Genomic DNA, 21,324 nt, shown 5'->3' with positions numbered 1-21,324 from the left:
ATCAACCCGCGTCGGTGATCAGCTTTCCGCGCTGCAGCAGGTCGTTGATGATCTGCGTGTCGGTGGTGAAGCCGCTCGTCAGGTTCACGCCTTGCAGCACGATGGTCTGATCGACCGTGTTCGACGACACCGACCCATTCACCACGCCGTTGCCCGCGAACGAGCCGGCCGAGCTGATCTGGATGGTGGTGTCGGTCCCGCTGTACGAGAAGTGCAGGTAGTGGTCCAGGTTGCCGCTGTAGCTGCCGTTGGAGCCGCTCATCGCGTAGGTTTCGCCCTGCAGCAGGTCGCGCAGGTCGAGCGTGTCTCCCCGGCCGGTGGTGTTGTCGAAGTCGGTGATCGTGTCGGTCGCCGGGGCGCTGGTGGTGCCCTTGTCGGCGAGGTTCCACACGAACACGTCGGTCATGTTGTCGGCGCCCGAACCGGTGCCGCCGGTCATGATGTCGTTGCCGGCGCCGCCGACGATGCGGTCGCGGCCGGCGCCGCCGTAGATGCGGTCGATGCCGTCTTCACCGAACAGCACGTCGTTGCCGTTGCCGCCAGTGATGGAGTCGTTGCCGGCGCGGCCGTAGATCAGGTCGTTGCCGTCACCACCGGTGAGTGTGTTGGCGCCGCCACGGCCGACGATGTAGTCGTCGGTGCCCCCGCCTGTGACGGTACCGTCAGGTTGGAAGACGGACACCGTCGTCGACGTGGTCGTGTAGTCCGCGAACAGCGTTACCGTCGACGATGTCGTCGCCGTGTCGCCGCCCACCGATTCGGTGGAAATGGCGGTGATGGTGAGCGTGGTGCCGTTGGTGGCGTCGTTGCTGTAGCCCGAGGCCAGGTTGAGCGTCAGGTCGTGCAGGTCGCTTGCGGCGACTGTCCACACGCCACCGCTCACGCTGCCGTGGTTGAGCGTGGCACCGGTGGGCAGGCCGCTGACCTGGATGCTGAGCGTCTCAGAGCCATCGGTATCGCGCAGCGCCGCCATGATCGGCAGATCGACGGAATAGGCGCCGCTGCCCTGGCCCACGGCGATCACGGCGCTCGGCACGGCCAGTGCGGGCGTGTCGGCAGCCGGGTTCACCTGCACGGTGAGCGTGCCGCTGGAGCTTGCCGTTGTGCCATCCGATTCGGTGGCGACTGCGGTGACCGTCAGCGCGTAGGTGCCAGCCGCGCTGGCGGGCGGGGTGATCGTGAGCGTCGACAGGTTCCAGCCCGTCACCAATGCTGTCGTGCTGGTGGTCGTGGCGGTGAAGCTGCGCGTGCCGTCGCTGAGCAGGGCGCCCACCGGGATCGACGAGATCGACACGGCCAGTGACTCCGAACCGTCGGTGTCTCGCAGCGTGGCCGAGACGGCGTTCAGTGCGATGGCCTCGGTGGCCGTGCCGTTCGCCACCACGGTGTAGTAGCTGCCGTCTCCGTTGGTCACGGCGCTGCCGGTGGTGGTGCCGCTGTTCACGACGTCCACGTTCACCGCGTACAGGCTGAAGTTGGAGCTGCTGAGGTCGCGCGCTGCGCCGCCGTTCACCGAGACGTTGAGATCCAGGTTGCCGACGCCGTCGCCGTTGTAGGCGATGACTTCAAGGCTGTAGTAGCCCGACACAGTTGGCGTGAATGTCGTGGCGGTGAAGTTGCCGTAGTTGTTGAAGCCAACGCTGTAGACCGCGGTACCGCCCAGCTTCACCAGCAGCGTGTCGTCGCGCGAACCGGTGACGGTGTAGCTGCTGCCGGCGGCGAGGTAGATGTAGCCGGTGTAGCGGTAGGCGTCGTCGGTGCCGACGTCGGCGATGTCCACCGAGCCGGTGGTGATGGTGGTCGAGGTGGGCGTCGTCGCCTCGATGTTGGCCTCGACGACCGAGATATTGGCTGCGTTGTTGCTGCCGACCGTGGCCACGTTGTCGTAGAACTGCCGCGTCAGCCCGGTGCTGGCCGGGGGCGTGAAGGTGCCGCCGATGTCCGCTGCGGCACCGATGACCAGGTTCGGGGCATCGACCACCGGCGTGACCGTCACGTTGACTGTGGCGGTGGCGGTGCCTCCGCGGCCGTCGCTCACGGTGTAGGTGAAGGAGCCCGGGCCGCTGTAGTTGGACGTGGGGGTGAAGACCACGTTGCCGCCGCTCAGGCTCACGGTGCCGTTCACGGCGCCTTGCACGCTGGTGATGCTCAGCGTGTCGCCGTCCACATCGGAGTCGTTGGCGAGCAGGGACGCGGTCGTGATCGTCAGGGGTGTGTCTTCGGCGGTGGTGCGAGCGTCGTTCCCGGCCACCGGGGCGTCGTTGACCGGGGTGACGGTGATCGTCACGGTGTCGGTGTCGGTGCGTGCCCCACCCGACCCGGTGTTGCCGTTGTCGTTGGTGGTCATGGTCAGCGTGGCCGACCCGTTGAAGTTGGCCGTGGGCACGTAGGTCACGTTGGCGGCCAGCGTGGCGTTGATCTGCGCCATCGTGCCCGTGAGAGTGACGCTGTTCGTGCCCGAGCTGGCGATGGTGGCGGTGCCACCCGAAACCGTCAGCGTGCCGTTGGTGATGCCGAGCGTGACGCTCATCTGGCTGGAGCCCGCGTCCACGTCGGAGATGCTCAAGCCTGTGATGGCACGTGGGGTGTCTTCGGCGGTGGCCTGCGCAACCGGCACGATGTTGATCGGCGCGTCGTTCACGGCCGAGATGGCCAGCGTGACAGTGTCGACGTCGGTCAGCGTGCCGCCCGCGCCGGTGTTGCCCAGGTCGCTGGTGGTCACGGTCAGCGTGACGTTGCCGTTGGCGTTGGCCGCCGGCGTATAGATCACGGCCGACGCAGCGATGAAGCTGTTGATGCTGGCCAACGAGCCGCTCAACAACAGGCTGCCGGTGCCCGAGCCGGTGATCGTGACACCGGAGCCCGAGACCGCGGCGAGCGTGCCGGAGGGCACACCCAGTTGCACGGTCATCGTGCTCGAGCCGGCATCGACATCGCTGATGCTGATGCCGGTGATGGCGGTGGGGGTGTCTTCCACCAGGGTGATGGAGCTCGGCACGGTGTTGACGGGCGCGTCGTTGACGGCCGTGACCGAGATGGCCACGGTGTCGGTGTCGCTGAGCGCACCACCCGTGCCGGCATTGCCACCGTCGTTGGTGGTCATGGTCAGCGTGGCCGCGCCGTTGAAATTGGCGGTGGGCACGTAGGTCACGTTGGCGGCCAGCGTGGCGTTGATCTGCGCCAGGGTGCCGGTCAGCGTGACGCTGTTCGTGCCGCTGGCCGTGATCGATGCCGTGCCACCCGAGACGCTCAGCGTGCCGTTCGTGACGGCCAGCGTGACTGTCACCTGGTTGGAGCCGGCATCTGCGTCGGAGACGCTCAGGCCGGTGATGGCGCGCGAGGTGTCTTCGGCGGTGGCCTGCGCACCCGGCACGGTGTTGACCGGCGCGTCGTTCACGGCGGTGACGGTGATGCCCAGCGTGGCGGTGGAGGTGAGGCTGCCGTCGCTCACGGTGTAGGTCGCCGCCGGCACGGTGCCGTTGTAGTTGGCGGCCGGCGTGAAGGAGTAGCTGCCGTTGCCGTTGATGACGAGCGTTCCGACTCCCGCCAGTACAGCGGACGCGCCGGCGGCGTAGGTGGAGCCGCCGACCACGAACTGCGTGACGCTCAGCGCGGAACCTTCGACATCGCTGTCGTTGGCGAGCACGTTGCCCGACACGGCCGTGTCTTCGGCGGTCGTGGTGCTGTCATTCGCCGCAATCGGTGCGTCGTTGACCGGTGTCACGGTGATGGCGAGCGTGGCGGTCGTGGTCAGGCTGCCATCGCTGAGCGTGTAGGTCGCCACCGGCACCGTGCCGTTGTAGTTGGCCGCCGGGGTGAAGGTGTAGCTGCCGTTGCCGTTGATGAGCAATGTGCCCACGTTGGTGATGGTGGCGGTGCTGCCGGCTGTATAGGTGGTGCCGTTGACGACGAACTGCGTGACGCTCAGCGTGCTGTCGATGTCTGTGTCGTTGGCCAGCACGTTGCCGGTGCGCGGCGTGTCTTCTGGCGTGCTGACGGTGTCGTTCACGCCCACCGGTGCATCGTTCACCGGTGTCACGTCGAAGGTCAGCGTGCGCGGGGTGGGGTCGGTGTCGACGCCGCCGTTCGCGGTGCCGCCGTCATCGCGCACCTGGAAGTTGAGTGTGGCGTAGCCGCTGCCGTTGGCATTGGCTGCCGGCGTGAAGACAACCTGGCCTGCATAGAGCTGGGCAGGGGTGATGGTCACGGTGCCGGTGACTGCCACGCCGTTGACCGTGAGCACACCTGCGCTCGGTGCGCTCAGGCGCACTTCGAGCAGGTTGTTGTACTCGTTGGAGGCCGCTTCGTGGAAGCCGAAGTCGCCCACGGTGAGCGTGCGAATGCCGTCTTCGAGCAGGGTGACGGTGGCGTTGGTGCCGGCGGGCGCATCGTTGACCGGCGTGACGGTGATGGGCACGCTGTCCCAGTCGTTGCCGCTGGCGCCGTCGGTGGTGCCGATGACCAGCGTGTCGCCGCCGTTGTAGTTGGGGTTGCCGCGATAGTTCAGTGACGCCAGCGTGGCGTTGATGCCGGCCTGGCTACCCGAGAGCGTGAAGCTGGCGCTGCCGTTGGTGCCGGCGCTGATCGTGACGCCAGCGGTGAGTGCCACGCTCAGCGTGCCGTTCGAGACGCTGAGTTGCACGCTGTTGACCTGCAGCCCACTGCTGGTGTTGCTGTCGCTCACCGACACGCTGATGGGCGTGGACACGTCTTCACGCGCAGTGATCGATGCCGGCACGTTGTTGATCGGCGGGGTATTGGTTTCCGGTGCGACTGTCAGGCTGACGTTCGCCGTTTCGGTCGTGCCGCCGCTGCTGACGGTGTAGCTGAAGCTGGCCGGGCCCGTGTAGTTGGCGGTCGGCGTGAAGAGCAACTGGCCGTTGGCGGCGAGCGTGACCGTGCCGTTGCTTACCGCGACCGAGCCGCCCGACGTGATCGTCGTGCCGTTGATGGCTGTGATGCTGTGGCCTGAATTCTCGAAGCTGTCGTTCGCCAGCACGTTCAGCGTGGCGCTGCCGTTGGCGTTCAGCGTGAAGGCGTCGGCCGCGATGTCGGCCACGGCGTTCACGGTGATCGACTGGCTGACGGGCGCCGAGGTGGCGCCTTCGCCGTCGACCGCGCGGAAGCTGATCGAGGTGCTGCCGTTCCAGTCGGCGGTGGGCACGAAGGAGAGTGCTGCCGCGCCGGCGGTGGCGGTGATCACGGTGGCGGTGGTCACCGCGCTGCCGTTGAAGTACAGCGTGCCGTTGGTGGGCAGGCTGGTGACGGTGAAGCTCGCGATCGAGCCATCCACATCGCTTGCGGCCAGCGTGACGGCGATCGAGGTGTCCTCGTTGCCACTGGCGGCGGTGATGGTGGCGGTGGGCACCTCGTTCGCACCGTTCACCGTGATGGTGACGGTGTGCGCCGTGTTGTCGGCCGTGCGCACGGTGAAGCTTTCGGTCGGGTGCTGGCTGCTGGTGAGCGCCTGCACGTTGGCGGCGCCGTTGTTCAGCGTGTAGGTCCACTGCCCGGCGGCGTTGATCGAGAAGCTGCCGTAGGTGCCGGTGACAGACGCCGCAGTGAAGGTGGCGGGGCTGTCCACATCGGTGGCGCTGAGCGCGCCGGTGGTCGTGACCACACCGTCTTCGGTCACGCTGCCGGTGGCGGCGCCGGTGATCTCGGCAGCGTCATTGGTGCCGGTGATGGTGATGGTGAGCTGTGCCCGGTCGGTGCTGCCCTGGCCGTCGGAGACGGTGTAGGTGAAAGTGTCGGTCGCCGTCTGGCCGCTTGCGAGGCTGTTGGCGTTGTCGGCCACGTAGGTGTAGGAGCCGTCGGCGTTGAGCGTCAGCGAGCCGTAGGTGCCGGCCAGGGCCGAGCCCACGCTGCCGGCCGAGCCGGTGCCGCCTTCGGTGCCGGTGCGGATGGCGCTCACGCTGAGCGGGTTGCCGTCCACGTCGCTGTCGTTGGCGAGCACGCCGGTGGCGGCGGTGGTGTTGAGCGTGGCGTCTTCCGCCACGGCACCGCTGTTGTCGGCGCCGATCGGCGCGTCGTTGACGGCGAGGACCGTGATGGTCTGGCTGACGACCGGCGAGGAGGCGTTCTCCGCATCAACCGCCTGGAAGCTCAGCGTGGTGCTGCCGTTCCAGTCGGCATTCGGCACGAAGCTCAGCGTGGCGGAGCCGCTGGTGGCGGTGATCAAGGTGCTGGTGGTGACCACGGTCGCACCGAAGTACAACGTGCCGTTGGTCGGCAGGCTGGTGACGGTGAAGCTGGCGATGGAGCCGTCGACATCGCTGCCGGTCAGCGTGACCGGGATGCCCGCTGCGTCTTCGTTGCCGCTGGCGTTGGTGATGGTGGCGGTCGGCGCCTCGTTCGCGCCGTTCACCGTGACGGTGATGGTCTGCTGCGTGCCGTCGGCCGTGGTGACGGTGAAGCTCTCGGTCGGGTGCTGGGCGCTGGTGAGGGCCTGCACGTTGGCGTCGCCATTGCGCAGCGTGTACGTCCAGGTGCCGGCGGCGTTGATCGAGAAGTCGCCGTAGGTGCCGGTGGCGGAGGCAGCGGTGAAGGTGGCCGTGCTGTCCACGTCGGTGGCAGTGAGCGTGCCGGTGGCGGTGGCGGTGCTGTCTTCGGTCACGTTGCCCATGGCGGTGCCGGTGATCACAGCGGCGTCGTTGGTGCCGAGGATGTTGACGGTGATCGTGCTGGTGGTGCCGTCGGCCGAGGTGACGGTGAGCTGGTCGGTGTAAGTGGTGCCACCCACGAACTCGTTGTGGGCCGAGTTGGCGGTGTACGTCCAGGTGCCATCGGTGGCAACGTTGAACACGCCGTAGCCGTTGGAGCCGGCCACGTTGTTCAGTGCCGTGAAGGTGGTAGGGCTGTCCACGTCAACGATGGCGAGCGTGCCACCCGTGGTCAGGACTGCATCGGTTTCGGTCAGGCCGATGACGGCCGGCGTGATGCCCGCGCCGTCGTTGGTGCCGAGGATGTTGACGGTGATCGTGCTGGTGGTGCCGTCGGCCGAGGTGACGGTGATCTGGTCGGCGTAGGTGGTGCCGCCCACGAACTCGTTGTGGGCCGAGTTGGCGGTGTACGTCCAGGTGCCATCGGTGGCAACGTTGAACACGCCGTAGCCGTTGGAGCCGGCCACGTTGGTCAGCGCCGTGAAGGTGGCCGGGCTGTCCACGTCGGTGATGGCCAGGGTGCCGCCGGTGCTGAGCGCCGCGTTGGTCTCGGTCAGGTTGACCACGGCCGGTGTGATGAGCGCCGCGTCGTTGGTGCCGACGATGGTGACGGTGACGGTCTGCGAGCCGGTGCCGTCGGTCGAGGTGACGGTGAGGGTGTCCTGCACCGACTGATTGGCCGCGAGGCCCTGCGTGGCAGCGCGGGTGTTGTCGAGCTGGTACTGCCACACGCCGGTGGCGGTGTTGAAGCTGAAGTTGCCGTAGGTGCCTGCCAGTGTCGTGGGCGTGCCGAAGCCGGCTTCGCCGTCATCGACGTCGCTGACGGTGAGCGTGCCGGTGGCGGTGGGCGTACCCGGCGTGGCGTTGTTGACGCCGCCAGCTTCGGTGACGGTGCCGGTGGCGGTGCCGCCGATGCTGGCGTTGTCGTTGCTGCCGCGCACGGTGACGTCGATCACCTGGGTGGCGCTGCCGTCGAGGCTGGCCACGGTGAGCGTGTCGTGCGTCACGTCGCCCGCGTTGAGGGCCTGCGTGGCGGGGCGGGTGTTGTCGAGCGTGTAGGTCCACGCGCCGGTGTCGCTGTCGAAGCTGAAGCTGCCGTACAGCCCGTTCAGGCTGCTCGGCGCCTGGAAGAGGGCCTGGCCGGCGTCTTCGTCGCCGACGGTGAGCGTGCCGCCCGTGGTGGGCGTGCCGGCGCTGGCGTTGCCGGCGCCGCCGGCCTCGGTGACATCGCCGGTGGCGGTGCCGCCGATGGTGGCGGTGTCGTCGCTGCCGCGCACGGTGACCGAGATCACTTGCGAGGCAGTGCCGTCGAGGCTGCGCACGGTGAGCGAGTCGCTCACGCTCTGGCCGGTGACGAGCGCCTGCGTGGCAATGCGGTTGTTGTCGAGCGTGTAGCTCCAGGTGCCGTTGCTGGCGTCGAAGCTGAAGCTGCCGTAGGTGCCGTTCAGGCTGGCCGGCGTCTGGAACGCGGCCTCGCCGGAGTCCACGTCAGCCACGCTCAGCGTGCCGTTCACGGTGGGCGTGCCGGCGTTGGCGTTGTTGAGGCCACCGGCTTCGGTGACCGTGCCGGTGGCGGTGCCGCTGATGCTGGCCGTGTCGTTCGAACCCGCGACCGTGACGCTGATCACCTGCGTGGCGGTGCCGTCGAGGCTCGTCACGGTGATCGAGTCGGTGGCGGTGTCGGTGGCGCGCAGCGCCTGGGTGGCGGCGAGGCTGTTGTCGAGCGCGTAGGTCCAAGCGCCGGTGCTGGCGTTGAAGGTGAAGCTGCCGTAGCTGCCCGCAAGGCTCGCGGGTGCCTGGAAGGCGGCTTCGCCGGCGTCTGCATCGGCAATGGTGAGCGTGCCGCCGGTGGTCGGCGTGCCGGCGCTGGCGTTGTTCAGCCCCCCGGCCTCGGTGACGTCGCCGGTGGCGGTGCCGCCGATGCTCGCGGCGTCGTTGGTCCCGTTGACGGTGATGGTGACGACCTGCGACGCGGTGCCGTCGTCGCTGTAGACGGTGAGCGTGTCGCTGACCGACTGGCCGGCGATCAGCGCCTGCGTGGCGGGGAGGGTGTTGTCGAGCGCGTAAGTCCACTCGCCGGTGGCGGTGTCAAAGGTGAACGCGCCGTAGGTGCCGGTCAGGCCGGCTGGCGTGCGGAAGCCTTCGTCGCCGGTGTCCACGTCGCGCACGTTCAGCGTGCCGCTGGCGGTGGGCGTGCCCGCGCTCGCGGTGCCGGCTTCGGTCACGGTGGCCGAGATGCTGCCGTCGATGAACGCGTTGTCGTTCGAGCCGACCACGGTCACGTCGATCACGCGCGAGGCGGTGCCGTCGGCGCTGTAGACGGTCAAGGTGTCGTGGGCCTGCTGGTTCGCCGCGAGCGCCTGGGTGGCAGCGCGCGCGTTGTCGAGCGAGTAAGTCCACTCGCCGGTGCCGGCGTCGAAGCTGAAGCTGCCGTAGGTGCCGTTCAGCGACGGCGGCGGCTGGAAGCCGGTGTGGGCGCCGTCGAGCTCGGTCACGGTGAGCTGGCCGCTGGCCGTGGGCGTGCCCGGCAGCGCGTTGTTCTCGCCGCCGGCTTCGATCACGGTGCCGGTGGCGGTGCCGTCGATGGTGGCGTCGTCGTCGCTGCCGTTGATCGTGACGGTGATCACTTGCGTGGCCGTGCCGTCGAGGCTGGTCACGGTGAGCGTGTCGTAGACCACGTCGCCGTTGCCCAGGGCCTGCGTGGCGGCGCGGGTGTTGTCGAGGGTGTACGTCCACTCGCCGGTGGCGGCGTCGAAGCTGAAGCTGCCGTAGATGCGGTCGAGCTGCGCGGTGTTGGGGGCCTGGAAGCTGCTCTCGCCGTCGTCGACGTCGCTCACGGCGAGCTGGCCGCTTGCAGCCGGCACGCCCGGCGTGCCGTCGTTCGCGCCACCCGATTCGGTCACGTTGCCGCTGGCGTTGCCGGAGATGCTGGCGTTGTCGTTCGCGCCGTCAATGTTGACGGTGATGGTGCGGCTGGCCGTGCCGTCGAGGCTGGCCACGGTGAGGGTGTCTTGCGCGGTGTCACCGGCGTTGAGGGCCTGCGTGGCAGCGCGGGTGTTGTCGAGCGTGTAGACCCACTGGCCGGTGGCCGTGTTGAAGCTGAAGCTGCCGTAGGTGCCATTGAGGCTGACCGGCGTGTCGAACGCGGCCTGGCCGGCGTCGACGTCGGCGATGGTGAGCGTGCCGCTGGCCGTGGGCGTGCCGGGCACGCTCGCGTTGACGCCACCCGATTCGACGACGTTGCCCGCGACGATGCCGCCGATGGTGGCGCCGTCGTTGGTGCCCGTCACGGTGATCACGAGGTTGGCGCCCGAGGTGGCGCCGCGGTCGTCGGTCACGGTGTAGGGGATGGTGAGCTGCAGCGATTGGCCTGCGGCCAGCGATTGATAGGCGGCGTTCGATGGGTCGAAGCTGTAGCTGCCGTCCGCGTTGAAGGCCAGGCCGGCTGGTGCCGTGCCATCGAGCGCGAAGCTGAGGCTCGCGTTGGCGTCGATGTCGGTTGCACTCACGCTGCCGTTCACCACGGCGCTGTCTTCGGCCACGCTGAAGGCCGAGGCGGCGGCCACCGGTGCGTCGTTGGTTCCGGTGACGGTGATGACGAGGTTGGCGGTGCTGGTGGCGCCCTGGTCATCGGTGGCCGTGTAGGGCACGGTGATGATCTGGAACTGCCCCACGCCCAGCGATTGGTAGGCGGCGTTCGAAGGGTCGAAGCTGTAGCTGCCGTCGGTGTTGAATGACAGGCCTGCCGGGGCGGCGTTGTTCAGCGCGTAGGTCAGCGTTGCATTGGCATCGGTGTCTGTGGCGAGCACCGAGCCGGTCATGGCGGCGGCGTCTTCGGCCACGCTGAAGGCGGCGGCTTGGGCGACCGGCGCGTCGTTGGTGCCGGTGACGGTAATCACGAGTTGGGCGCCCGAGGTGGCGCCGCGGTCGTCCGTCACGGTGTAGGGCACGGTCAGCACGGCGCTTTGGCCAACGCCGAGCGATTGGTAGGCGGCATGCGACGGGTCGAAGCTGTAGCTGCCGTCGGCGTTGAACACCAGGCCTGCCGGGGCGGCAAGATCGAGTGCGTAGCCGAGTGTGGCGTTGGCGTCGATGTCGGTTGCGCTCACGCTGCCGTTCACCACGGCGCTGTCTTCGGCCACGCTGAAGCTCGATGCCGCGGCCACCGGTGCATCGTTGGTTCCGGTGACGGTGATGACGAGGTTGGCGGTGCTGGTGGCGCCCTGGTCGTCGGTGACGGTGTAGGGCACCGTCAGCGCGCGGGACTGGCCCACGCCCAGCGACTGGTAGGCGGCGGCAGACGGATCGAAGGTGTAGCTGCCGTTGGTGTTGAACACCAGGCCAGCCGGGGCTGCGCCGTTCAGGGCGAAGCTGAGCGTGGCCCCGGTGTCGACGTCGGTGGCGCTGACGGCGCCGCTCACCACGGCGGCGTCTTCGGCCACCGAGAAGCTGCTGCCTGCGGCCACCGGCGCATCGTTGGTGCCGTTGATCGTGACGGTGATGACGTGCGTGGTGCCGTCGATGCTGCTCACGCGGAAGGATTCGGTGCGTGTCTGGCCCTCGGCCAGGTACTGCACATCGGCATTGGCCACGCTGTAGCCCCAGGCGCCGTTGCTGGCGATGGTGAGCGTGCCCAGGTTGCTGCCGATCGGCGTGGCCGTGCCTGACACGAAGGCGGCTTCACTGGTGTCGGGGTCAGAGATGGTCAGCGCGGCACCCGTGGCCAGGCGGCCGGCGAGCACGCCGAGGTCTTCGGTGACGGCGCTGCTGCTCACGCCGCCGATCACGGCGGCGTCGTTGCTGCCGGCAACCGTCAGCGTGAGGGTGGCGGTGGCGGTGGCGCCGGCGGTGTCACGCACGGTGTAGGTGAAGACGTCGGTGCCGGTCTGCCCGGCGCGCAGCGCATCGGCCGCCGCGGTGGTGGCCTCGTAGCGGTAGGCGCCATTGGACTGCATCACGAGCGTGCCGTAGGTGCCGACCAGCGTGTCGCCCACGTTGGCGGTGTTGCCGCCGATCGACACGCCCGAGACCTGCAGCGTGTCGCCGTTGTCGATGTCGCTGTCGTTGCGCAGCACGCCGGTGGCGCGCACGGTCACGAAACTGCTGCCCTCGGGCACCAGCAGCGGCGAGCCGCCGAAGCTGGGCACGTCGTCGACGGCCACGGGGGCATCGTTGGTGCCGGTGACGGTGATGACGAGATCAGCCGTGCTGCTGGCGCCGTACTGGTCGCTCACGGTGAACGGGATCGTGAGCTGTGTCGACTGGCCCACGGCCAGCGACTGGTAGGCGGCGTTCGACGGGTCGAAGCTGTAGGTGCCGTTCGAATTGAAGACCAGGCCGGCCGGCGCAGCGTTGGTCAGCGCGTAGGTGAGCGTGGCGAGGGCGTCGACGTCGGTGCCGAGCACCGAGCCGGTGACCACCGCGGCGTCCTCGGCCGTCGTGAAGGAACTTGCCTGCGCCACTGGCGTGTCGTTGGTGCCGGTGACGGTGATGACGAGGTTGGCGCTGCTGGTGGCGCCCTGGTCGTCGGTGACGGTGTAGGCCACCGTCAACGTCAGGGATTGGCCCCGGGCCAGCGACTGATAGGCCGCGTTCGATGGGTCGAAGCTGTAGGTGCCGTTGGTGTTGAACACCAGGCCCGCGGGGGCGCTGGCGTTGAGCGCGAAGCTCAGGCTGGCGTTGGCGTCGAGGTCGGTCGCGAGCACCGAGCCCGTCTCGGTGGCCGCATCTTCGGCGATCGCGAACGAAGCAGGCTGGGCCACCGGCGCATCGTTGGTGCCGGTAACGGTGATGACGAGATTGGCAGTGCTGGTCGCGCTCTGGTCGTCGGTGACCGTGTACGGCACGGTGATGACCTGCGACTGGCCCACGCCGAGCGACTGGTAGGCCGCATGCGACGGGTCGAAGCTGTAGTTGCCGTTGCTGCTGAACACGAGGCCGGCAGGTGCCGTGCCATTCAGTGCGTAGCTCAGGCTGGCGTTTGCATCGACGTCGGTGGCGCTCACATTGCCGTTCACCACGGCGCTGTCTTCGGCCACGCTGAAGCTGGAGGCCGCAGCGACCGGTGCATCGTTGGTGCCGGTGACGGTGATGACGAGGTTGGCGCTGCTGGTGGCGCCCTGGTCATCGGTGACGATGTAGGGCACGGTCAGCGTGACCGATTGGCCCACGCCGAGCGACTGGTACGCGGCGTTGGACGGATCGAAGCTGTAGCTGCCGTTGCTGCTGAACGCGAGACCGGCCGGGGCCGTGCCGTTCAGGGCAAAGCCGAGGGTGGTGTTGGCGTCGGTATCGTTGGCGGTGACGCTGCCGGTCACGAGCGCGGCATCTTCGGCGACGGTGAAGCTGGAGGCCGCAGCGACCGGCGCATCGTTGGTGCCGGTGACGGTGATGACGAGGTTGGCCGTGCTGCTGGCACCCTGGTCGTCAGTCACGGTGTAGGGCACGGTGATGACGCGCGACTGGCCCACGCCCAGCGACTGGTAGGCCGCGTTCGAGGGATCGAAGCTGTAGGAGCCGTTGGTGTTGAACACCAAGCCGGCGGGCGCCGCGCCGCTCAAGGCGAAGCTCTGCGTGGCGCCGGTGTCGGCGTCGGTGGCTGTGACGGCACCGCTCACCAGCGCGGCGTCTTCGGCCACGGTGAAGCTGCTGCCGGTGGTCACCGGCGTGTCGTTGGTGCCGGTGATGGTGACGGTGACGACGTGCGTGGTGCCATCAAGGCTGCTCACGGTGAACGACTCGGTGCGCGTCTGGCCGGCGGCCAGGTACTGCACGTCGGCGTTGGCCACGGTGTAGGTCCATGTGCCGCCGGCAGTGACCGAGAGCGCACCGAGGTTGCTGCCGACCGGCGTGGCGGGGCCGGCGTTGAACGCGGCTTCGCCAGTGTCGACGTCGCTCACGGTCAACGCGCCGCTGTCGCTCAGCAGGCCGGCCAGCACGGCCACGTCTTCGGTGACGGCACCGCTGTCGTCGCCACCGATCACGGCCGGGTCGTTGACCGGGTTGACGGTGATGTTGACGGTGGCGTAGTCGACGCCGCCGTGGCCGTCGTGCACGCCATAAGTGAACGAGGCCGGGCCGCTGTAGTTGGCGTCAGGGGTGAAGGTCAGCGCGCCGCCGACATAGCTGAGCGTGCCGTGCTGGACGTTGCCCGCCGTGAACACCACCAGCGTGTCGCCGTCGATGTCGGTGTCGTTGGCCACCAGGGCGGGCAGCGAGATGGCCAGCGGCTGGTCTTCGTTGATCGTGTAGGCGTCGTCGTTGGCGACCGGTGCATCGTTCACCGGCGTCACGTCGATGGTCAGCGTGCTGCTGGCGCCGGTGTTGGTGGTGTAGGTGACCAGCGGCACCGTGCCGTTCCAGTTCGCCAGCGGGGTGAAGCTGTAGGCGCCATCGGCGCCGAGCGTGAAGGTGCCGACGCCGGGGATGGCGACCGCCTGGCCGGCGGTGTAGCTGCCGGAGAGGCCGGCAATCTGGAACCCGTCCACGCTCAAGACGCTGTCGACGTCGGAGTCGTTGCTCAGCACGTTCCCGGTGGCAGGGCCGCCGTCTTCATTGATGGCAATCGTGTCGGCCACGAGCACGCTCGGGTCGTCGACCGGGTTGATGGTGATGTTGACGGTGCCGAAGGCGGTGGCCCCGTGGCCGTCGTGGATGCCGTAGGTGAACGAGGCGGGGCCGCTGTAGTTGGCTTCGGGCGTGAAGGTCAGCACGCCGCCGACATAGCTGAGCGTGCCGTGCTGGATGTTGCCGGCCGAGAACACGACCAGGGTGTCGCCATCGGCATCGGTGTCGTTGGCCAGCAGGCCGGGCAGGGTGATCGCCAGCGGCTGGTCTTCGTCGATCGTGTAGTGATCGGCGTTGGCAACCGGCGCATCGTTCACTGGCGTCACGTTCAGCGTGACGGTGTTGGGCGTGGCGTCGAAGCCACCCGCGCTGTCCTGCACGCTGAAGCTGAAGGTGGCGTAGCCGGTGCCGTTGGCGTTAGGGGCCGGGGTGAAGACGAGGTTCGCGAGGTCAGAAGCCGGGATCAGCTGGCCGGCCGTGACGGGCGCGCCGCCGTAGGTGAGGCTGCCTGCCGCGGGCAGGGTGTCGATGCGCACCGCGCCGAGGCTCTGGCCAACGTCGGGGTCTGCGAAGCCGAAGTCGGCAGGTGCGAAGGCGCGCGAGCCGTCTTCAAGCAGCGTGATGGTGGCGTCGCTGCCGGCGGGCAGCGTGTTGGTGCCTACCGTGACGGTCAGCGTGGCGGTGTGGCTGGCACCGGCCGGGTCTTGCACCGTGTAGTTGACGAGCACCGGCCCGACGACGTTGAGCGCCGGGGTGAAGTTCAGCGTGCCGTCGGGGTTGATGGAGACGGTGCCGAGTGCGGCGTTGGCGAGCGTGGCCGAGACCACGCTGAGCGTGTCGCCCTCGATGTCGCTGTCGTTGGCCAGCACGTCGATGTTGGTGAGCGGCGTGTTGATGGCGGTCGAAGCCGCGTCGGCCACGGCGACGGGTGCGTCGTTGACGGGGTTGACCGTGATCGACTGGTTGACGGCAGGCGAGCTGGCGCCTTCGCCATCGGTGGCACTGAAGCTCAGCGAGGTGCTGCCATTCCAGTTGGCCGTGGGCACGAAGCTCAGGACTGCGGCACCGGCGGTTGCGGGGATGCTGTCGCCGACGGCCACGGCCGTGCCGTTGAAGTAGAGCGTGCCGTTGGTGGGCAGGGCGGTGAGGGTGAAGCTGGCGATCGAGCCATCGGCGTCACTGGCCGCGAGGGTCACGGCGATGGGTGTGTCTTCGTCGCCGCTGGCGGCGGTGACGGTGGCCGTGGGCGCCTCGTTGGCGCCGTTCACCGTGATGGTGATGACGCGCGTGCTGCCGTCGGCCGTGCTGACGGTGAACGCCTCGGTCGGGTGCTGGCTGCTGGTGAGCGCCTGCACGTTGGCGTCGGCGTTGCGCAGGGTGTATGACCAGTTGCCCGCTGCGTCGATGCTGAAGTCGCCGTAGGTGCCGGTCGCGCTTTGTGCAACGAAGCTGGATTCGCCCGCATCGGGGTCGGTGACGGTCAACGCGCCCGTGGCGGCGAGCGTGCCGTCTTCGGTCACGGCGCCGGTGAGCGATCCGGCAATGACCGGTGCATCAGGTGTGGGAGTGACGTTGAAGGTGACGGTGTTGGGGCTGGCGTCGAAGGCGCCCGCGCTGTCTTGCACGCTGAAGCCGAAGCTGCCGTAGGGCGCACCGTTGGCATCCGCAGCGGGGCTGTAGACGAGGGCGCCCGAGGCGATGTCGGCGGCCGAGACCACCTGGCCGGCCACGACGGCCGCGCCGTTGAGCAGCAGGCTGCCAGCAGCCGGCAGGCTGTCGATGCGTACACCGGCGAAGCTCTGGCTCGCGTCGGCGTCTGCAAAGCCGAAGTCGCTGGTCTGGAGGGTGTAGCTCGTGTCTTCGGCGATCGTGCGGCTGACATCCGCACTGGTGGGCAGCGTGTTGGCTCCCACGTTGACGGTGACGGTGGCGGTGTCGCTCGCACCCGAGGGGTCGGTCACGGTGTAGGTGATGGTCACCGGGCCGGTCACGTTGCTGGCCGGCGTGTAGACGATCTGGCCATTGGCGTTGATCGTCACGGTGCCCTGCGTCGGGTCGCTCAACGTGGCGTTGCCGACCGTCAGCGGGTCGCCGTCGACGTCGGTGGCGACCACGCTGATGGTGGTGAGCGTGTTGATCGGCGTGGCGACCGTGCTGTCGCCGGCCACCGGGGCGTCGTTCACCGCGCCCACGCCGAGCGTGAGCGTGGAGGTGGTGGCGAGGCTGCCATCGCTCACCGTGTAGGTGACCACGGGCACCGGGCCGTTGTAGTTGGCGGCGGGCGTGAAGACGAAGCTGCCGTCGCTGTTGATCAGCAGCGTGCCCACGCCGGGCAGGGCGGCGGCCGTGCCGGCCGCCTGATTGGCGCCGTTGACGCTGAACTGCACCACGCTCAGGGCGGCCGGGCCGTCGACATCGCTGTCGTTGGTGAGCACGTTGCCGGTGAGGGCGGTGTCTTCGTCGGTGGTGAAGCTGTCGGCACGCGCGACCGGCGCGTCGTTCACGGCCGTCACGTTGATCTGGACCGAAGCCGGGGCGGAATCGAGGCCTTCGTTGTCGGTGACGACAAAGCTGATCACGGTGCCGCCATTGAAGTCGGCTGCAGGCACGAACACCAGGCCGGCGGCCTGGGCGGGGGTGAGCACCTGGCCCACCGTGACGGGGGTGGTGCCATCGGCAAGGAACACGCTTCCAGCGGCGGGCATCGCGGTGATGCGCACGCTCGCGATGCTGCCGTCGCTGTCCTGACCGGTGAGCGGGATAGGCAGCGAACTGTCTTCCAGGCCGGTGGCGGTGCCGGCGTTGGCGGTTGGCGCCACGTTCGGGTCCGGCAGGGGCGGCGGTACAGGCGTGATCGGGTCGGGGCCGGGTGCGGGCGCGGCTTGATCGCCGTTGACGGCACGCGTCTGCTCGAACTGCGTACGCGCGAGCTCATTGGTCTGCACGAAGGCCGACGCGGCGGTGACGTTCTCGGACACGCGCTCCACGCGCAGGCCCGGTTGCATGCCCGAGCCGTCGCCACCGTAGACGCCGGCGCCAGGCGCGGTGGTTTCGTCGGATTCGTTCAGGCCGGCGATGACGCGATCGATGTCGTCGTCGTCGGTTTTGGGGGCCGCTGCGGCCTTGGTCTCAAGCTCGGGTGCCGGGCCGATCTCGACGATGCCTGCCTGCGTGGTCAGGATCACGTCGCCGCGATGGATCTCGTCCCCGATCTGCAGCGGAACCAGTTTGCCGTTGGGAAGCCTGCGCAGGGCGGTGCCCCACATAGCGACGATTTTCCCGTTGGCAGTTTGAAAGATGGTGGGCATGCGCATAGACCTCGGTCGAGATATCACTCAGAGTGCTTGGGCAGGATACCGGCGGGCTCCCGCCTTATGTGCTTTGTAACCGGCAGATTGCGTGAACTGAATCACCGTCTTGCCAGGGATCGGGTCGTATAAGAAACCCGGCCGGCTGAACTGGGCGCGTGAACAAATACCCAGCCGCAAACCCTCAGATTCGGTTGTCGGCAAAAGTTTGAAGAACTTGAGGCCCGTCGTGCAGGGGCGTTCTGTTGAGCCGCACTTGTAACTAGGGTCTTCACCTTCTCGCTGTCGGTGTTGGCGTGAAGTAGTGGCTGGCCTGCCCGGCGCGACCGCCAGACAATCCTGGGGTGGCATTGTTCGTCCCTGCAATCAATCGGTCTGTGCGTGGTGCGCTGCGCATGGCCGCGGTATTCGTTCTGGCGCTGGCAGCCCTGGCGGGTGCGGGCGGGGCGTTCGCGGCCCCCGCGCTGACCGTGGTGCTCCAGCAGGGCGAGACCTCCCGGCCCATCGGCCGCGGGATCGAGTACCTGATGGAAGGACCCGATGAAGGGCTGACGCCGGGTCGGGTCCTGTCACCCGAGCTTGAGTCCCGGTGGCTGACTTACGCCAACGAGCGGTTCAACCTGGGCATCCAGGCCCACCCCGTGTGGGTACGGTTCAAGCTGCGCAACGAGGCGGGGCCCGAGGTGCGCTGGCTGCTCTCGATCGGCTCACCGCTCATCAAGTGGGTCGACTACCACCTGTTCGATGCGGCGAGTGGCCGCGAACTGGCGTCGTTCAAGGCCGGCAGCGCGCGGCCGCCCACCCACCAGACGCTCTTTGGCCCGCAGGCACCATTCCCGCTCGCGCTCGAGAGTGGGGCCGAAGCCACCTTGCTGATCCGTCTCGATTCAGAGGCGCAGATCGCGGCACCCATGGAGGTCTGGCAAGAGCGAGCCTTCAACGCCGAGAGCCGCAACGATGCCCTGTTCATGGGCTTGCTGTTCGGCATCCTGGGGGTGATGTTCTTCTACAACCTCAGCCTCTTCGTCTTCACGCGCGACGCCAGCTACGGCTGGTACAGCGCGTACCTGATCTCGATCATCCTGTACGAGCTGGCGGTCACCGGGTACGGCCTGCATTACGTCTGGGGTGGCATCGAGCCGCTGCGCGAGCGCGGCTATCTGTTCTTTGCCAGCATGAGCTTCCTGACCGCCACGGTTTTCGTGCGCCACCTGCTGGAGTTGCGGCAGGCCAAGCGGCACCTGAACGTGATCAACCTCGGGTTGCTGTGCTATTTCGTGGGCTGCACGGTGATGAGCGCGTTCACGAGCGGCATGGCGTTGTCGGTGTGCGTCAGCGTCGGTGGCCTGGTGTCTGGGGTGCTCGCCCTGTACACCACCGTCTACCTCGCCGTGCGCGGCAGCCGCATCGCGCTGTACTTCGCCATCGCCTGGGGCGCGCTCATCGCGGCGACCTCGGTCACGCTGTTGTTCCTGACCGGTGTGATCGAGGGCAACCTGCTGGTGACGAACTCGCAGCACATCGGCTTCGTCGTCGAGACGGTGTTGCTGTCGATCGCGCTGGCCGACCGCATCAAGCGCGAACGCAGCAGCCGCATGCGTGCGCAGCGCGAAGCCCTGGTGCTGGCGCGCAAGGTCGAGCAAGAGCGTGAAGAGAAGATCCGCGCGCAGGACCACGCGCTGGACGTGCAGCGCAAGGCGAACGAAGACCTGGAGCTGCGCGTGCTCGACCGCACCGCCGAACTCAAGCGCGCGATGGAGAACGTGGAGCTTGCCAACGTGCAGCTCGCCAAGCTCAGCGTGACCGATGCACTCACCAAGGTGCACAACCGCCGCTACTTCGACGAGGTGCTGGGCAAGGAGCTCGACCGCTCAGCGCGCACTGGCCTGCCGCTGGCGCTGCTGCTCATCGACATCGATCGATTCAAGGGCATCAACGACAGCATCGGCCACCTGGGTGGCGACGAATGCCTGCGGCTGGTCGCTGCTGCGCTCACCACCTGCGTCGGCCGCTCCACCGACCTCGTGGCTCGATACGGCGGCGAGGAGTTCGTGGTGGTACTGCCCGCCACGGACGGTGCGCATGCCATGGACGTGGCCGAGCGCATCCGCAAGGCGGTCGAGGGCATCGAGTTCATCTATCGCGGTGGCCGCGTGCCGCTCAGCGTGAGTCTGGGTGTGAAGGCCGCCGTCGCGCAGCCGAACCAGGACGCCTCGGCGTTCATCTCCGACGCCGATGCTGCCTTGTATGCCGCCAAGGACGCCGGCCGCAACCGCTGTGTTCTCGCCGGCACGGCCGGTGCAGCTCAGCGCTCGCGCAGCGCGTAGGCCTTCACCTTGAGTACCGGCTTGAGCAGGTACGACAGCACCGACTTCTGACCAGTGAGCACGTCCACCTCGGCCGTCATGCCCGGGATGATGGGCAGCTTCTCGCTGAAGTTCGAGCGCGTGGTGCGCACCCGCACCAGGTAGTAGGCGTTGCCCTTCTCGTCGATCACGGTGTCGGGGCTGATGTTCTCGACCTTGGCCTCGAGCCCGCCGTAGATGGAGAAGTCGTAGGCGGTGAACTTGACCAGCGCGTTTTGCTCGGGGCGGATGAAGGCGATGTCTTTCGGCGCCATGCGCGCTTCGAGCACGAGCTGGTCGTCGAGCGGCACGATCTCGACGATGTCCTTGCCGGGCTGGACCACCCCGCCCACCGTGTTGGCCAGCAGGCGCTGCACCCGGCCCCGCACCGGCGACTTCACCTGCGACTTCTCCACTTTGTCCGTCAGCGCCACCTGGCCTTCGTTCAGCGCGTTGAGCTTGCCCACCACTTCGGCCAGCTCCTTGCGCGCCTCGTTGCGAAAGGCGATCTCGGTCTCCTGGACCTTGCGCTGCGCCTCGCCGATGGCGGCCTGCACGCGGGCGATCTGCGCCGTGGACTGTTCGGCTTCACCACGGCTGCGCGAGACCTCGCGCTCCAGCCTCAGGATGTCGACCTCGCTCACGGCGCCCGTGGCGAGCAGCGGGCGTGTCTTGGCCAGCTCCTGTTGCCCGAGATCGAGCGAGCGTTCGGCCGAGCTTTTGCGCGAGCGCATCTCGGCCAGCTCCTGCTGGCGTTGCTGCAACTGCTGGTTGTTGATCGACAGCATGGTCGACAGCTCGGTGCGCTTGGCCTCGTACAAGGCTCGCTCGCCCTGGAGGATTCGCGCCTCCTCGGGGTCGTTGTTGGTCAGCGCGGGTGGTTGGAACTCGGCGCCGTCGGCGAGTGCGCTCAGGCGGGCCTGGCGCGCACGCAATGCGAAGCCCTGCGCCGCGCTCTCGCGCACGCCGGACGTGGCACGCGTTTCGTCGATCTTGAGCAGCAACTGGCCGGCTTCGACCACCTGGCCCTCTTTGGCCAGGATCTCCGACACCACGCCGCCATCCAGCGACTGCAACACCTGCAGTTGGCGCGACGGCACGACCTTGCCTTCCCCGCGCGTCACTTCGTCCACCTGCGCGAGCCCCGCCCAGAGCAGGAGCAGCAGTACCACCACCACCGAAGCCCGCACTATCTTCTGGGCGCGCTGCGTCTTGCTACGCGACATGACTTCGTCGGCCTGGTTCTCGAAGCTGCGAAAACCAGTTGCCTGTGCGGCGTTGGGGTCGGTGGCCGAACCGCCGAACACGCGATCGGTGAGCGGCGTGATGGCGACGCGCACCTTCTCCAGCACGGCCAGCACCCGGTTACCGGCCCTGCTTAGCTGCGCGTAGGTGCGGCCTTGCGGCTGCTCTGGAGTCTCTGGGCTCATGCGTTGCACCTCG

At 68.1% G+C, this 21,324-nt stretch carries 3 protein-coding genes; 1 reads left to right on the top strand and 2 read right to left on the bottom strand.

Annotation, left to right across the window (positions count from 1 at the left end):
* Nucleotide 1 precedes the first annotated feature (1 nt).
* Entirely contained in the window at nt 2–17,494 is a 17,493-nt protein-coding gene (locus AC1KAR_RS02810) for a VCBS domain-containing protein (RefSeq protein WP_480314431.1), read from the bottom strand.
* A gap of 386 nt (nt 17,495–17,880) precedes the next feature.
* On the opposite strand from AC1KAR_RS02810, the gene AC1KAR_RS02805 reads away from it, so the two are divergent.
* The gene (locus tag AC1KAR_RS02805; RefSeq protein WP_480314430.1) at nt 17,881–19,863 is read left to right on the top strand and encodes a sensor domain-containing diguanylate cyclase; all 1,983 of its coding nucleotides are present in this window, start codon (nt 17,881–17,883) and stop codon (nt 19,861–19,863) included.
* Here AC1KAR_RS02805 and AC1KAR_RS02800 read toward each other — a convergent pair.
* Nucleotides 19,842–21,311 carry an HlyD family type I secretion periplasmic adaptor subunit gene (locus tag AC1KAR_RS02800; RefSeq protein WP_480314429.1) on the bottom strand — a complete coding sequence of 490 codons (1,470 nt, stop codon included), beginning with the start codon at nt 21,309–21,311 and terminating at the stop codon, nt 19,842–19,844. The two genes, AC1KAR_RS02805 and AC1KAR_RS02800, sit on opposite strands and share 22 nt — an antisense overlap.
* Between the last annotated feature and the right edge of the window lie 13 nt (nt 21,312–21,324).

This window comes from Piscinibacter sp. PDB1-1, from assembly GCF_056675995.1.
This window is presented reverse-complemented; position numbering and strand designations above follow the sequence as displayed.

Bases quoted from the DNA above. Each gene is read 5' to 3' on its own strand.
- AC1KAR_RS02810 (WP_480314431.1), bottom strand. From the start codon at position 17,494: ATGTGGGGCACCGCCCTGCGCAGGCTTCCCAACGGCAAACTGGTTCCG.
- AC1KAR_RS02800 (WP_480314429.1), bottom strand. From the start codon at position 21,311: ATGAGCCCAGAGACTCCAGAGCAGCCGCAAGGCCGCACCTACGCGCAG.